Source organism: Cyclobacterium qasimii M12-11B (assembly GCF_000427295.1).
Lineage (GTDB): Bacteria > Bacteroidota > Bacteroidia > Cytophagales > Cyclobacteriaceae > Cyclobacterium > Cyclobacterium qasimii.
Window position 1 is genome coordinate 55,903 of the sequence record NZ_ATNM01000123.1, and the last position, 14,545, is coordinate 70,447.

At 36.8% G+C, this 14,545-nt stretch carries 11 protein-coding genes and 2 pseudogenes; all 13 read right to left on the reverse strand.

What is annotated here, in order from left to right; all coding sequences use genetic code 11:
- Positions 1–11: 11 nt before the first annotated feature.
- The 13 genes and pseudogenes from ADICYQ_RS14795 to ADICYQ_RS14855 all read right to left on the reverse strand — a co-directional run bounded on the left by ADICYQ_RS14795 (position 12) and on the right by ADICYQ_RS14855 (position 14,545).
- Positions 12–1,064 (reverse strand): NAD-dependent epimerase, encoded by a 1,053-nt coding sequence (locus tag ADICYQ_RS14795; protein WP_020889466.1) that lies wholly within the window; start codon positions 1,062–1,064, stop codon positions 12–14.
- A gap of 37 nt (positions 1,065–1,101) precedes the next feature.
- The gene (locus ADICYQ_RS14800; protein WP_020889467.1) at positions 1,102–2,775 is read right to left on the reverse strand and encodes a capsule assembly Wzi family protein; all 1,674 of its coding nucleotides are present in this window, start codon (positions 2,773–2,775) and stop codon (positions 1,102–1,104) included.
- Positions 2,776–2,799: 24 nt separating this feature from the next.
- A pseudogene (locus ADICYQ_RS26115) lies at positions 2,800–3,117 on the reverse strand (glycosyltransferase); the annotation flags it as partial.
- 139 nt (positions 3,118–3,256) lie between these two features.
- The gene (gene pssD / locus ADICYQ_RS30340; RefSeq protein WP_081652368.1) at positions 3,257–3,511 is read right to left on the reverse strand and encodes a PssD/Cps14F family polysaccharide biosynthesis glycosyltransferase; all 255 of its coding nucleotides are present in this window, start codon (positions 3,509–3,511) and stop codon (positions 3,257–3,259) included.
- Positions 3,512–3,752: 241 nt separating this feature from the next.
- The gene (locus tag ADICYQ_RS14815) at positions 3,753–4,619 is read right to left on the reverse strand and encodes a glycosyltransferase family 2 protein (protein WP_020889470.1); all 867 of its coding nucleotides are present in this window, start codon (positions 4,617–4,619) and stop codon (positions 3,753–3,755) included.
- Position 4,620: 1 nt separating this feature from the next.
- The gene (locus ADICYQ_RS14820) at positions 4,621–5,151 is read right to left on the reverse strand and encodes a hypothetical protein (RefSeq protein ID WP_020889471.1); all 531 of its coding nucleotides are present in this window, start codon (positions 5,149–5,151) and stop codon (positions 4,621–4,623) included.
- Positions 5,152–5,159: 8 nt separating this feature from the next.
- On the reverse strand, positions 5,160–5,807 hold the full coding sequence (locus ADICYQ_RS14825; protein WP_020889472.1) for a hypothetical protein: 648 nt from the start codon (positions 5,805–5,807) through the stop codon (positions 5,160–5,162).
- 11 nt (positions 5,808–5,818) lie between these two features.
- Positions 5,819–6,775, reverse strand: coding sequence for a glycosyltransferase family 2 protein (locus tag ADICYQ_RS26130; RefSeq protein ID WP_020889473.1), 957 nt, complete (start codon positions 6,773–6,775; stop codon positions 5,819–5,821).
- Positions 6,768–7,898, reverse strand: a complete 1,131-nt coding sequence (locus ADICYQ_RS14835; protein WP_020889474.1) for a Wzz/FepE/Etk N-terminal domain-containing protein — start codon at positions 7,896–7,898, stop codon at positions 6,768–6,770. Before ADICYQ_RS14835 ends, ADICYQ_RS26130 begins: the two co-directional genes overlap by 8 nt.
- Positions 7,898–8,815, reverse strand: coding sequence for a glycosyltransferase family 2 protein (locus tag ADICYQ_RS14840; RefSeq protein WP_020889475.1), 918 nt, complete (start codon positions 8,813–8,815; stop codon positions 7,898–7,900). Before ADICYQ_RS14840 ends, ADICYQ_RS14835 begins: the two co-directional genes overlap by 1 nt.
- A 438-nt stretch (positions 8,816–9,253) precedes the next feature.
- Positions 9,254–11,874 (reverse strand): annotated as a pseudogene (locus ADICYQ_RS14845) (SLBB domain-containing protein).
- Positions 11,875–12,410: 536 nt separating this feature from the next.
- The gene (gene gmd, locus ADICYQ_RS14850) at positions 12,411–13,550 is read right to left on the reverse strand and encodes a GDP-mannose 4,6-dehydratase (RefSeq protein ID WP_020889477.1); all 1,140 of its coding nucleotides are present in this window, start codon (positions 13,548–13,550) and stop codon (positions 12,411–12,413) included.
- Between the two features lie 41 nt (positions 13,551–13,591).
- Positions 13,592–14,545: a GDP-L-fucose synthase family protein gene (locus tag ADICYQ_RS14855; protein ID WP_020889478.1), complete on the reverse strand. Its 954-nt coding sequence runs from the start codon at positions 14,543–14,545 to the stop codon at positions 13,592–13,594.

Here is a 14,545-nt window from a genome sequence, read left to right on the forward strand (position 1 = left end):
ACCATAAATCCTTAAACTTTATAATAACTTCTATACCATTCAACAAATTGCCCAACACCATAGCTTAGAGGCGTATTCGGCTTATAACCAAGCTCTTCCTCAAGAGGTGTTGTATCTGCGTAAGTAGCTGGCACATCTCCCGGTTGTAATGGAAGCAAATTAACATTTGCCTTTAACCCCAAACAATCCTCTATTTCCTTAATAAAATCCATTAATCGAACAGGGTTTGAGTTTCCTATGTTGTAAATTGCATAAGGAGCTTTAGATTTACTAACATCCCCTGTTTCCAAGTTCCAATTCAAATTAGGTTTTGGAGGATTATCCAACACATTCAATACTCCATCTACGATGTCTCCTACATAGGTAAAGTCCCGGCGCATCTCTCCATAATTAAAAACCTGAATAGGTTTCCCTTCAATTATAGCTTTAGTAAACAGAAATAGTGCCATATCTGGTCTACCCCATGGACCATACACTGTAAAAAAACGTAATCCGGTTGTAGGTAGTCCAAAAAGATGACTGTAAGTATGCGCCATTAACTCATTTGACTTCTTAGACGCAGCGTAAACAGAAACAGGATGATCTACATTTTGACTGGTAGAAAAAGGCATGTCGGTATTCAGGCCATAAATGGAACTGGAGGAAGCATAGGCCAGGTGCTGGATTTCATGATGCCGGCAAGCTTCCAAAATATTGCCAAATCCAACTATATTGGATTGTATATACACATCAGGGTTTGTCAATGAATACCGAACCCCAGCCTGCGCTGCCAAATTGACTACTTTATCAATTTTTTGTTCTTTAAATAGTTGGAATAAACCCTCTTTATCTTCAAGTTTTAGCTGAACGAAGGTGTAATTCGGGTATTTTATACTAACAATAGGTTTTCCATAACTAATGTTATTTGGCTCTATCCCAGTCACTCTTAACCGATCATTCTTTAAACTTACATCGTAATAATCGTTAATACTATCTAAGCCTACAACCTCGTCACCCCTGTCCAACAGCTTTTTCGCCAAATGCATGCCAATAAAACCTGCGGTCCCCGTAACCAAAATTCTCATTATACTTTCTTGTTATTAAAATTAAGAAAAGGGTGTCTTACTTATTTACACCCAATAAATACACCAAATTAATTGTTCCATGAAAAGACATTAAGTCTTTTCCTTTGGGGAAAGATGCAGTGCTTGCGGGATCGCTTTGCCACTGGTAATTTGTTCCATTCACTAATTGAAATTGGGAACCTAATAAAAAGTTCTTCCATTGTTTGTTTGCCAACACGCCAATAGTAAGATCGACCCAAGGGAGCATTTCTTCATCCTGCCCAAATGCCCTATAATAAAAATCTTGATGATTGGCGATCCGTTCCACCATTATCCCCAATTTGTTGAAACCCTCAACAACAGCAACTTCGAAAGTCTGACTATTACTTCCAGTTCCAATTCCTGAGCCAAGGGCTTTGCCTCTGTTGGTAAAACCTCTTACTTGGTAATGGGTCGCCCAGGAAGTTCTTCCTCCTAGAGCTTCATAGCGTATGTACCTGTTCACAGATTCCTGTTGGTGAAGAATTTCACTTCGGATTTGAAGGTAGCTGTTCTCTTTGTTTAAAGAGAACAATTTTTGAAATCCCATTAAATAGGCTCTCGAGTGTTCTGGATTTAAAATTGCATCTCGCCAATTCAAGGCATGGTCTCTTCTTCCGTATTCAGCATAGATCTCAAATTTTGCTTTTTTATTAAGGAATTTAAGAAAAAGTGTCGCCTGCTGGTCTCTTGCCTCACTGTCAAATGCCACAGAGTTGCCATCTTCGAAATATTCTATTTTCTGGAAAGCATCGAAAATGGGTAAATAATCCCTGAACTGAGTTCCCCTCTTAGCACTGTATTGCTGAAAAGTTCTAATAAAACCTAAATATAAACCAGGTACCCACTTGGGTTGATAATTTATGGTAATTGCATTTAGGTACCTCCAATCCTCATCCAAGGGGAGGAAATATTTTTCATTGAGAGTCTCATTTTGTGAGGCATTCATACCTGAACTCTCTAGTCTACCTACAATCAATTGGCCTTCAAAATGTCCTAGAAAGGTTTTTAAAGGGCGATGAGAGTTTAGTGTCAGATGAGGAAAGCTTTCTGCATTTCCTGAAAAAGTCAAGGCGTTCCATTGACCTGGTCCCCACCAGATGGTACGCGTAGAAACTCCTGTTTCAAAACCACCAAACTTTGCAGTTATACTGGATTGTCCCCACCAAGCTCTACTGGAATTTCCATTCCCCAGCAATTCGGGTCTATCATTTCTATTCCAATAGTGAAACCGATCCCTTAAAACCTTATCGGAATGGTCACTTCCAAAGCCTTGGTAACTTTTGTTTTGAGCAAAAACATACTCTGGCTGAAGTTGTACGTGTAGAAAACCTAAGCGACCATAGACCCCCGTGCTAATGTATTGTTCGAATCCTCTCCCATTAGGCATGCCATACCCTCCGTATCCATAAGGTCTCTTGCTATTGTATCCCATGTTAAATTGCACTGGTAAAAGCGAAATTTCATAGCTCTTTTTTGAACTTTTCTCAGGGGTAGAAAATAGGCTTGTAACTGAGAGATCAGGCCTTAATCCTGCTTGTTTCAAAGAGTCAATGTCATCAGAAAGCAATTGTTTCCTTCTTCCAAATTCTTCCAGTACAGGACTCCCAGGTGCTAAATTCTGAGAAAAAGAATGCTCCATGCCCAAAAACATAAACAAGAAAATCAGCCAGCAGTGGTATTGGTTTTTCATTGTAATTTATTAATACTGGATTAATTAGTTGTCAAGTTCACCTAGACTAAACAACATAATTTCCCTCGTTTTATCAAAATCATGTTTTTCAAAAGAAATTAATTCCGTTTCTGTAACTTTTCTAATTGCCTCAGCCAATAAAGAAAAATCTTTCACAGTAATAGCGTATCCACGAGTCCCCATATAATCAGCGATATCCAATTGATGATTATCAGTCCTTTCAGTGTTAGGAACAATTATCGTTTTCTTATTGATCCCCAACAACTTATATATGGTCCCCGCTCCAGCATGACACACCACTATATCACTTTCATTATAATAGGTGTCAATTTCAGAGTTAAAAGTAAAAACGGGAAATTAATTGGTTCATATTTCCCATCGGCTATCTGAAAGGTGAATTCAATTGCGGAATCAGCAAATGTTTCGTCAATATACTTAATTAGGGAATCAAATCTAGTCGTCCCAACTGTGACCAAAATCTTCATAACAATCCTGAGTAAATTGCTTTAGGGTAAAATTTTACTTGAGATTTATTTTGAATATAGAATTTGTCAGCAAGCCTATACATCACCTTCCCTGCGTAAGATTGTGTTTCAAACCGAGACCAGGTTTCAATAAAAACAATTTTTGAATGTCCCCTTTTAAATAAAAATGAAAATGGAATCGCCAACCCAGGTCCGGTAGAGATAACGGAAAGGACATCGTATTTCTTCTTAATCTTAAAGAAACAAGAAATAAAATTAAAGTACTTTTAGGGGTTTTCACCAGGTTCATTACCGAAAAATATTTGTTTCTAAAAGCAGGTTGCTCAAATGATTCTACGATTTTGGTATTATTTATGGATGCACCACTTTCTGTAATCCCAATAAACTTGACATCTAAATCCATGTTTTCATTAGCGATTTTATGCAAAAACCTCTCCATTTGAGTCCTATGTCCGCCAGAACCGTAAATCAACAGTATCACTTTCGGTTTCATTATTTTCCCATAATTTTATAATAGAACCTGTTTTTAAAATATTTAATTGCCAAAGGATCTTCTATTCTATTGATTTTTTGCTTGGCCGAATCGTTGTATCCATTAATGTATTGCCTTGCATCAGCTTTTTTGCCTGAAAGGTACATCCTTGCCGCCCCAGCTAATACATAAAAAAAAGGCACATGCCTCATGTAAGCCGACTTTCCATAATACTCATAGCCAAACTTAGCTCCACGTTGCCTAAGACTCACCTCCAGCTCTGGAAAAGATTGCACCTTCCAACCCATCATTATTGCTTTTGCAGCAGATACTGAATCTTGGGAAACAGAGATAGTGTAGTCTGTTTGATCTAGACATGCTCTTCGCCATACCCTGAATCCACTAGGGGCAAAGCTTTTATTCACATAACTTGTGATGATTTCAGTACCATAATCCTCTTGTTGCTTAGCAGCAGAGGCGATACCTAATTTAGGATTCCCTTCAAATTTATCAAGTATTGTTTTATAGTATGCAACCTCCGGAACAACGTCGGCATCCAGAATGCCTACATAATCAAATCTCTCCTCTTTCTCATGATCATAAATCTTGTTTAGTCCGAATTTAATAATCCTACTGTACTTGGGGCCAAGTGCGTAAGACTTATCCTCATCTTCATAATCTACCAAAAGAATCTCCGTATCAACAAAGTCTGCTTCAAACTTTTGCTGTTCTTCTTTGAAAACGCTGACAGTATCATCGGTACTTCCATCATTTATAAATACCCAAAGATCAGGTTTTCTGGTTTGTCCGGCCATCCCCTTCATCAAATTGGGGATATTTTTGGCTTCATTTTTTGCCGGTGTTACTATTGCAAGTTTACTTTTCATTTTAATCTATCACTTTTGATTCCTTCAGCTTATCTTCTTTGTGCATAATGGCAATTATAGTCAATAATAACCACCATAGTGTACTCAACACGACAATGTTACCAACAATCATACCTAAAAATATAGCTGCTAATGCAGCGTAAATGGCATAATAAAAAGGCGATTGCTGTTTATCAGCATTCTTTTTCACCCTATTCAAGCCATAAAATAAGGCAAATAAAAACAGACCAAATCCAAACAAGCCAAATTCTAATAATATTCGTACGTAATCATTGTGGGGCTCTCTTATACTACTTTCCAAAAAATAAGGACTAACCAAGGAGGCGTACTCTAAACCCATACCCGTGTACAGTCCATCCTTTTCTAGAAGCTCATCATACATTAATTTCCAAGTCACAATCCTCCACACCAATGAACTACCACCCCCAGCTTGATTCTCTGCCAATCTTTCTGAAATGGAAGTAACATCAGTTAATTCTTTTACTCTATTCTGCATTAAAAAGCCTGCTCCCACCATAAAAATGGGGAACATGAATATGGCTACAATCTTTTGCCATCGTTTAGCATAATGGGATAAAAAAGAAAAACTACCAATATTAAACTTATTACACCCCCCATTCCTCCCAAGAAAGCAGATAAAAGAAACACGAAGAGTGCCGGTAAGTACCTTTTATACACGATCAATAAAATCGAAAAATATGGGACAAGAAAATAACTGAAATGATTTGAGTTAATAAATGTTCCACTTGGTCTGGCCATTCCCAAAATCAAAAATTGATATATTGCCAATAAACTCTGAATCAATACTATAAGCGTATATAGATTGAAGATTTGCTTAAAAGAAACCTTGCTATAATAGGCTAATATAAAAATAGCGAAGTACGAAAAATACCTTATAACCCCTCTGAAGGTGAAAAATGGTTCACCATGCAAAGCCACAGCATTAAAAAATGCATAACCTACGAGTAGAAAAAATAAGGAAGAATAAAGTAGTAAGTATTTGGGTATTTTCAATTTAAAAACAAGAAGGAAGAAAAACCCACCGAGCAAGGCAATGCCAACGATGGCACCTAGACCAGACCTATCCATAAAAACCCTCATAAAAACCAGAGCCATTAATAACACAGAAAAAAAATCCCATTTCTGGATTTCTTTTAGTGGAATTTTATCAGGAAGAGAAAACTTCAATAGGTTGCCAATTAGTCGTACTTACCTTTATTTGTCAATCGATAAAGTTGCCTGGCCATACTCGACGGAAGGATTGAAAAGAAGGTTATAATTGCCCCTTTTTTGGTGAGGTATTTCCATTTTACCTTGCCCCATAAAGATTCGGGATTTTGTCCAACTCTTAACGTTTGCAACCACCTGCTTACCACCCTAGCATTTAAAAACTGGAACAAAAGCTTAATTACTTCCTTGTCATTAGACATTTCAGCTAGCTTCTTTACAGTGGTGAATTCACAACCTAACTCAAATCCCTGTAATTTGGTAACCATATTTACAGAATCACGGTGATAAACCACCGTTAATTTTGGAGACCAAATCGCTGGTTCACCATAATAAATAGCTCTTAACCAGGTATCCACATCCCCACCTCTTTTACATCTTCCTTCAGGAAACCCTTCGATTTCACGGAGAAGGTCCGCTCGAAAGCCAACTGCTCCAGTCCAAAATGGTGGCGCTCCATTTATGCTATTCTGTAAAAAAACAGGGAGTGTTATTTCGTGAATCCCTTTTGTTTTGTGCTTTAAATTATAAGTATTTGGAAAAAATCTCCCTTCCTTATTTTCTTCAAAATTATCTGTCCATGAAGTGGATACGATGTTAGTTTCAGGTTGTATCTCAATCAATTCCAGAAAGGTTGACAAGTGATTGTCCATCCATTCATCATCCGCATCCAAGAATGCAACCCACTCGTATTTAGCCTTTTTTATACCCAAGTTTCTAGCTGCATACCCTCCAGGACCAGGTTCATTTCTTGTGAACAACTGTATCCGACTATCTGAATATGATTTTGCTTTCTCATAACTTCCATCAGTAGACCCATCGTCTACTAATATCAATTCCCACTCTTCGAATTTTTGGTTCAAAACTGAAGTTATGGTTCGATCTAAATGAGGAGCTTTATTATAAATAGGGATTATTACGCTAAACATGCGAGAAATGAATTATTAGCATTCTTACAACCAAGAGCCCAAAAAAGAACAAAACCCCAATAATTCCTCCTAATACAAGAAAGACAATGCTCAATAACAAAAACTTTGGTTCACTAGGAACGGTAGGTAATTGAGGTTTTTGAAAAACAGTCATTAAAGGGGTCGCATTTTGTACCTTAATCCTTGTTTGTTCCATTTGCTGAGCCAAGGAATTATAAAGACTAAATTCCAAGTTAAAATCTGCCAAAAGTCTGTCTTCTTCCGTTTTCAATAATTGTGAATTTATACCTCTATTTCCATCCCTGAAGTTTGCTAATTTCTTCTGGGTTTGTTCCACTCTGTTTTTTGCTTCTTTTGTTCTTTCTTCTATAAACTCAAAATTCTTAACATCCTTATCCAGTATTATCTTAGTTAAATATTCTTTGAGAAATCTACTTAAAATCTCATTAAGCTGGGCGCTGGCTAATGGCTCTGGCATCTTTGTTTTTATAACCAACAGTCGCTCTTCTTTTTCTACCTCAATCCTCGTTTTGAGTTGCGCTATGGTTTTTCTTTCCCTCACATCGAATGCTAAAATAGCTTCATTTTCGTGAGAAATTGGATCTCCATTATTTTCAACTTCTGTATTCACTTTAGAAGAAAAAATCGATTTCAATTTGTTTGGAAACCTTACCAAGTGGTAGTAAAAATTATGTTTTTCATATTCGTTAACGAAATGAACTAAAGAAATACTATCATTCACCTCTTCCAAATAAACTTTTTCATACAAAAGCAGCTTTAAAAAATCACTTTCCATAACGAGCTCTGGTATTAATTCCGGAGGCAAGGCTTCAGTATTCTGATTTCCTATCCCTAGATTGCCCAAACCAGTTATTGATGCCAGTCCTCCCAGCGCTTTGGAATTTATCCCATTTGATTGCTCCATTAATAGTTTAGAAGTGGTTGTATATTCATCCGAAGAGGTCAGAATGTAAGTCAAACCTAAAGTGAACACAATCAAGGCCACGACAATAATCCACTTTTTAAAAGCAATGATTTCATTGATCAAATCCTTTATTAGGATTTCTTCTTCATGGAGAGACTTCTTGATAAACCGGTCCATGTGGGAAATATTTTTTTTCATTAGACGCAATTTTGCTTGGTTTTATTGTTTTTATCTGCCCACTGCAACTCAACTAAATGTTTGACTCCAACCAATTCAACGTACCAACGAATCATCAGCACTTGAAAATAATCTGAAGTAGATTCAAATTTAATATATCTTATCCTAAACATTGGAGGTATTAAACGTTTAAATAGCACAAGAAACTGCTTTCCATATTTCAATTTTGAATAGGTTTCTTTGTAATATCCAGTAATTGTTCGCTTCTTTTTGCTTGTTATCTTTTTAATAGAGTTTCTGGACGGATGATTAATTATTGCCAATTCAGCAAAACCAATTTTCTCCCCTTTCTCACTGACCTTCAAATTCCAGAAGAAATCTCCACCGGACATTAACCCTTCATCAAAAGCTCCATATTTATCAAAAAGAAACTTTTCCGCAAAGAAATTGCCTGTTACTGATTTCTTAAACACTTTGACATTTCGTTCCTGCTGAAAGGCAAAATACTTTTCGTAAATAAATGCCGATTGGCTACCATTCATAGGTTGAAACAAATCTATCTTTCCCCCAACCCTGGAAGTTCCAGATCTTTCTAATTCCTTTAAACCTTCGAGAAGCCAATCTTTATCTGGAATACAATCCGAATCAGTGAACGCTAGAATACTCCCTTTAGCTGTCGCTATACCTGCATTTCTAGCAGCATAGGAGCCTGGCTTCCCCTCTGCTAACATCACCCATCCATTGATGGGTAAATCATTCGGTACAGGATCATTAGGGTCATTATTTATTATTATAACTTCGAAGTTCCTAGAAGGGAAGCTTTGTTTTTCCAATGCCAATAAACAAAGGCTCAGTCTATTCCAATCTCTGTAAGTGGGGATAACTACTGAAACAATAATTTCATTCTCCTCACTATTCCCTAAATCTTTCTTTATCATTTTCTTAGTCTACTCTTTATAAAAACAACATCCTTTTTAGAAAAACAAACTAAGTAGTGTGAAGATTTAAAAGCGATCTCCACCAATCTTTATCAGAATAAGAATATAATTAAGTGCGAATTAAATCTAGGTAAGCCTTCTATATCAATCTTACATATTGTGCAGCCTAGAATTTTTGAATAGCTTAATATACATTAAAGAGAGACTCTCAGATTTGACTAAACCTGAGAGTTCTTCATACTACTTGTTAGATAAGAATTATATATTATTCTAAAAGAAAAACCATCATAGATCACTAAATATCCTGACCCTGGTTTGTCACCTGTCAAAACTGTCCAGAAATTCCTTATGATAAAAAATCCTCAGTGTAAGAAAAAAAGCGGCGTTTACCTTAATAAACATTTATTAATCAGCTACTTATGACATTTTTAACTAAACCTAACGAGATAGTCTATCTATCAAAATTCCTAATGTAGCAAGACTGGAAGCAATACCTATCCAAGCCTGAACTGACATAGGTTCACGTTTAGGCTTCTGAGGGACAATTATTTCTGCTCCCGGTTCTATCTTTGGGAAAAAGTTGAAAAACAAAATTTATTTGTTCTGTGAACGTCTCCATTAGCATACACCACATAAGAACGTGACTTCCTAGCTTGCTCTGTAAAGCCCCCAGACCTTGAAATGTAATTTCTAAAACCTCTTGATGCATCAAACCTTGCTGTAGTAGGATACAAGACCTCTCCTCTCATCCTTACTGTTTGTAGCTCCTTAGGTATACTAATAATATCTCCATCCTGTAATATTAAATCGTATTTAGAACCAGGTTGTGAAAGAATCTTCCCCAATTCAATACCAATCAGTTCTTTGTCCCTTGTTGCGACTTCCATTACAGTGCTGTCTGCCTCCTCAAGAAACTGGTAGCGATCTTCAGAAAAACTTTCCGCTTTAGAGGCATTTTTATTCCTCTTCATTTCCTCTTGACTAAGCAATTCCATCCTATCTTCAAGTCTTTCTAAAAGCTTGCCTTCTGCTTCCGCATTTTCAATATCTCCCTCACGGATCGTGTTTTTATACAATGACTCTAATTGGTCAAGTTTTATATTTTCTTCCGTTTTGGTTTTATAAAATTCAGTTCGCCTAATCAAAGTAGCTCCTTTCGGATAAGCATAATTATTTAAACCTCCAGCCCTTTTGAGCACATCTGAAATTCTTTCATCTCTTTTTTCAAGTGTAAACCCACCAGGATAAAAAACCTCACCTTCAACATAGGCAACTTTTTCCACTTGGAAACCAGGACTTTTCCTAACGAACACATGATCAAACGGCGCTAAAATAATTTCTTTTTCCTCCTCACTTATTCTCAAATTTTCATCGATAGAAATGGTTAAAATTTCAGCAATTTGACCTCCTATTTCATCCTTTACTCTTCTAGCTATTTCAATATTGGCATTGGATGCCGATTCCTTAAACCCTCGGGCTTTGGTTATCAAATCAGCCACGGTCATATTCTCTCCGAACTGAAACACTCCGGTTCTATTTACTTCACCAGATACCTGTACATAATATTCTTCTTTAAGGTCGTATTTACTGGGCACATTAAGAATATCTTCACGCATCAGAACTACGTCTTCAGCTTTTCCAGAAATAATATCCCCCAAGTCCAGGGTTAGCACTTCCATTGTGAAATCAGGATTGGTTCTATACAATGTTCCTCTGTTAGAAAAAGCATCACCTCTTAAACCTCCTGCAATTTCAATAAGCGCCTTAACCGTCATGCCCTCAGAAATAGCAAATTCACCTGGCCTGAAGACGGCACCTGAAACTTGAGCACGATTGTCATAGCGATCAAGAATCCCACCTACCGTAAATAAATCTCCATCTTTGACTGCGAAGGTTTCGAAATCTTTGCTGTAGACATTATCTACTCTCAAGTCTTTATCTGTAGCTCTCTTTACAACAAGAAGCTCCTTGTAAGCGTCGCTTTTAAAGCCTCCAGCAAAGCTTATAAGCTCCTGAATACTCTCATTATTTTTTATTTCAAATAAACCTGGCCGGCGAACAGGACCTTCAATCTCTACTCTGATTTGAACAGGTGGAACAATCACGACGTCATTGTCCTGCAAAATAATATTGCCCTTTTCATTTCCTCTAGCTAAAAATTCGTAGATATCTGCTTGTCCTATTAGTTTACTATTTCTATATACTTGGATGTTTCTAAAAGAACCTGTTTCATTTGGGCCTCCTGCTAAGTAAAGTGCATTAAATACGTTAGCAAAAGACGGCAAAGTATAGGTTCCCGGTTGGTTCAATTCTCCTGCCATCGTTACCTGAATACTTCGAATATTCCCTACTCTCAACTGCAAAAATGTATTGGGATTTTGACCATTTAATCCAGAATATATTTGCCCTAGAGAAGATTTAATCCTTGATCTAGCACTTTCAACCGTAGCCCCGCCAATATTCACAGGACCTACATTAGGCACCATAACCTTACCTTCGGGAGTGACCGTCAAGTCAAAAGCGGCTTGAGAAGCGCCATAAACGTCTACCAAGACCTGATCACCTGTACCCAAAACATAACTTTCAGGAGTGGGGAGATTTAAATTTGGATTAAAGTTTAATTCACGGTTGTGAAACAAGGTATACCCATAAATTTTCTTTTGCTGTGGACTGAGATTATAATAGGGGTCTGAATTCCTTAAGCTGTCAAAAACATCACTTTGCATCCTATCTCCTACAACTTCCCTCTGGTTCATTCTACTTGTGCTATTCTTACCAACCTCTTCACTGTTCCCAGATTTTAAAGCCGCAATACGTATTCTCAACTTATTGATTTCTGAAGCAGGCATCCCCTTCTCTCTGGCCATAGCTTCCAATTGAAGTTCATTCATCCCAGATGACTCTGCCCGTGTTATCAGTTGCTCAATTTGAGCATCGGACAGTTCATCTACTTTGAGATTTTGAATGTTTTGGATAGACTGACTAAAACCTATAGAGCCAATAAAAAGACAAAATACTATCGGTGCAAATTTTAAATTTTGGATGAATTTTCTGATCATCTTGAAGAATCTTTTATTTAAAACGAGGGGAAATATGGCTGACTATAAAAGCGATATCTATCACCAAAAACATACAGCTTCGCCACCTCAGTTACATGAAGTAATAGAGCATCCGTTAAATGAAACTGCCTAATTGAACAAATAGTTAGGCCTATTCAATTTATACCACAAAAGTAAGCAATACCTATGGAATTAACATAACAAGCAATTTTTAAATCCATAGTCATGTAAATTGAATCTCAATGCTGAATTTAAACTATGGTTTTCTAAAATAATACCTGTGCTAGGTTAATAAAAGCGTTAAGAGTGCCTAATAACCATTTTACGGGTAAGATTTTCAGGGATAAAAAAAATCAAAAAACCTTTCCGAATACTCTCTAGAGAATCTTTTATTGCAATACGAAAATAGAATACTTATTACCTATTTGTGGGAAATGAAACGAAGAGGAAAAATGGAGCTGAAATTTCAAAAAAAATGAGCAAAACAATAAATGCTTTGCTCATTAAATTCACAGAATACTTAGCCTAATAAAAGACTATTCAGCCTGGTTTAATATTTTGTGGCCACCTTTCATAAGGTGAACGTCTCGCTTGAATAACCCTACATCTGAAAGCACCATGTCTTCTACCAACATCTTCAGGTCATACTTTGGTTTCCAGTTTAGTTTTGTCATTGCTTTGTTTGGATCACCAATTAGCAAATCTACTTCAGTTGGTCTAAAGTAAGCAGGATCAACATTAACTATAATGTCACCTACTTTCACTTTAAAGTCTGAAGTACCTAGCACTTCAAAAGCTTTGTCTTTATCAATCGACTCAAGAATACCTTTTTCTTCTAAACCTTCTCCTTGAAATTTCAAGGTAAAACCAACTAGCTCAAAAGCCATTTTTATGAAATCCCTAACCTTTGTAGTTACACCGGTAGCAATCACATAATCTTCTGGCTCGTCTTGTTGGAGAATTCTCCACATGGCATCAACATAATCTTTGGCATGTCCCCAATCTCTTTTGGCATCCAAATTCCCCATAAATAGGTCTTTCTGGAAACCTAGGGCTATTTTGGCTACAGCTCTAGTGATTTTCCTAGTAACAAAAGTTTCACCTCTTAGAGGGGACTCATGATTGAAAAGGATACCATTACAAGCATACATTCCGTAAGCTTCTCTGTAGTTTACAGTAATCCAATAACCATATATTTTCGCTACAGCGTAAGGGGATCTTGGATAGAATGGAGTAGTTTCGGATTGAGGTACCGCCTGCACCAAACCATATAACTCAGAAGTAGAAGCCTGATAGATTTTGGTGGTTTTTTCCATCCCTAAAAGTCTCACAGCTTCCAAAATCCTCAAAGTACCAATCCCATCGGCATTTGCGGTATACTCAGGAGTATCAAAACTCACTTTAACGTGGCTCATTGCAGCCAAATTATATATTTCGTCAGGTTTGGTTTCCTGTATAATCCTTGTCAAATTCATTGAATCTGTAAGGTCACCATAGTGAAGAAATAAACGTTTGTTTTCTTCATGTGGATCTTGATACAAGTGATCAATCCGAGCGGTATTAAATAAAGAAGCTCTTCTTTTTATACCGTGGACAATATATCCTTTTGACAATAATAATTCCGCAAGATAAGCACCATCTTGTCCGGTAATACCTGTAATTAACGCCGTTTTCATAGACATCTAAATTAATGAGCTGTTAAAAATATATTTTATAGTTATAGTTTGACCTGTTTGTACTGATCAATATTCTTTAAAAACCATTCATAGGTTTCTTTGATACCATCCTCAAGCCCAATTTTAGCTTCCCAGCCTGCAACTGCCATTTTACTTACATCCATAAGTTTTCTTGGAGTTCCATCAGGCTTGTCACTATCCCAGTTAATTTCACCTTTATGACCAGTGATTTTTTGGATCAATTCAGCAAGGGCTTTGATGGTCATATCTTTCCCGGTACCCACATTGTACAGGTTATCTTTAAAGCTATTTTCAACTGCAAAAACAACAGCTTCAGCCATATCATTTACATGTAAAAACTCACGCATAGGAGAACCAGTGCCCCAAAGGGTAACTGGGGAATTCCCATTTTCTTTGGCTTCATGAAATTTCCTAATCATCGCAGGCATTACATGAGAAGTTTCTAAATCAAAGTTATCAGAAGGGCCATAAAGATTAGTAGGCATAAGACTAATAAAATCCTTACCAAATTGCTTCCTGATAGCATCACAGGCTTTAACACCAGTAATTTTAGCCAAGGCATACCATTCATTCGTAGGCTCCAGTGAAGAGGTAAGCAAACTTTCCTCTTTTAATGGCTGCGGTGCTAATTTAGGGTAAATACAAGAACTTCCCAGAAAAATGAATTTATCAACCCCAAATTGATGGGAATAATTAATAAGGTTGTTCTGAATCAACATATTATCCATAAGAAAGGTATATGGATAATTATTATTGGCTAAAATACCTCCTACCCTGGCAGCAGCATCAATAACTATTTCAGGTTTTTCCTTTTCAAAAAAGCCTTTTACAGATAACTGGTCTGTTAAATCCAATTCCTTGCTACTGAAACCAATCAAATTTTTATAGCCTTTGCTTTCAAGAGACCTTTGAATTGCAGAGCCTACCATACCTCGGTGCCCAGCAATATAAATTTTAGCATTCTTATCTACCAT

Coding starts and splice junctions, on each gene's coding strand:
- ADICYQ_RS14840 (WP_020889475.1), bottom strand. CDS start 8,815: ATGATAAAGAAAGATTTAGGGAATAGTGAGGAGAATGAAATTATTGTT.
- ADICYQ_RS14835 (WP_020889474.1), bottom strand. CDS start 7,898: ATGAAAAAAAATATTTCCCACATGGACCGGTTTATCAAGAAGTCTCTC.
- ADICYQ_RS26130 (WP_020889473.1), bottom strand. CDS start 6,775: ATGTTTAGCGTAATAATCCCTATTTATAATAAAGCTCCTCATTTAGAT.
- ADICYQ_RS14795 (WP_020889466.1), bottom strand. CDS start 1,064: ATGAGAATTTTGGTTACGGGGACCGCAGGTTTTATTGGCATGCATTTG.
- gmd (WP_020889477.1), bottom strand. CDS start 13,550: ATGAAAACGGCGTTAATTACAGGTATTACCGGACAAGATGGTGCTTAT.
- ADICYQ_RS14820 (WP_020889471.1), bottom strand. CDS start 5,151: ATGTTCCCCATTTTTATGGTGGGAGCAGGCTTTTTAATGCAGAATAGA.
- ADICYQ_RS14800 (WP_020889467.1), bottom strand. CDS start 2,775: ATGAAAAACCAATACCACTGCTGGCTGATTTTCTTGTTTATGTTTTTG.
- ADICYQ_RS14815 (WP_020889470.1), bottom strand. CDS start 4,619: ATGAAAAGTAAACTTGCAATAGTAACACCGGCAAAAAATGAAGCCAAA.
- ADICYQ_RS14855 (WP_020889478.1), bottom strand. CDS start 14,545: ATGGTAGATAAGAATGCTAAAATTTATATTGCTGGGCACCGAGGTATG.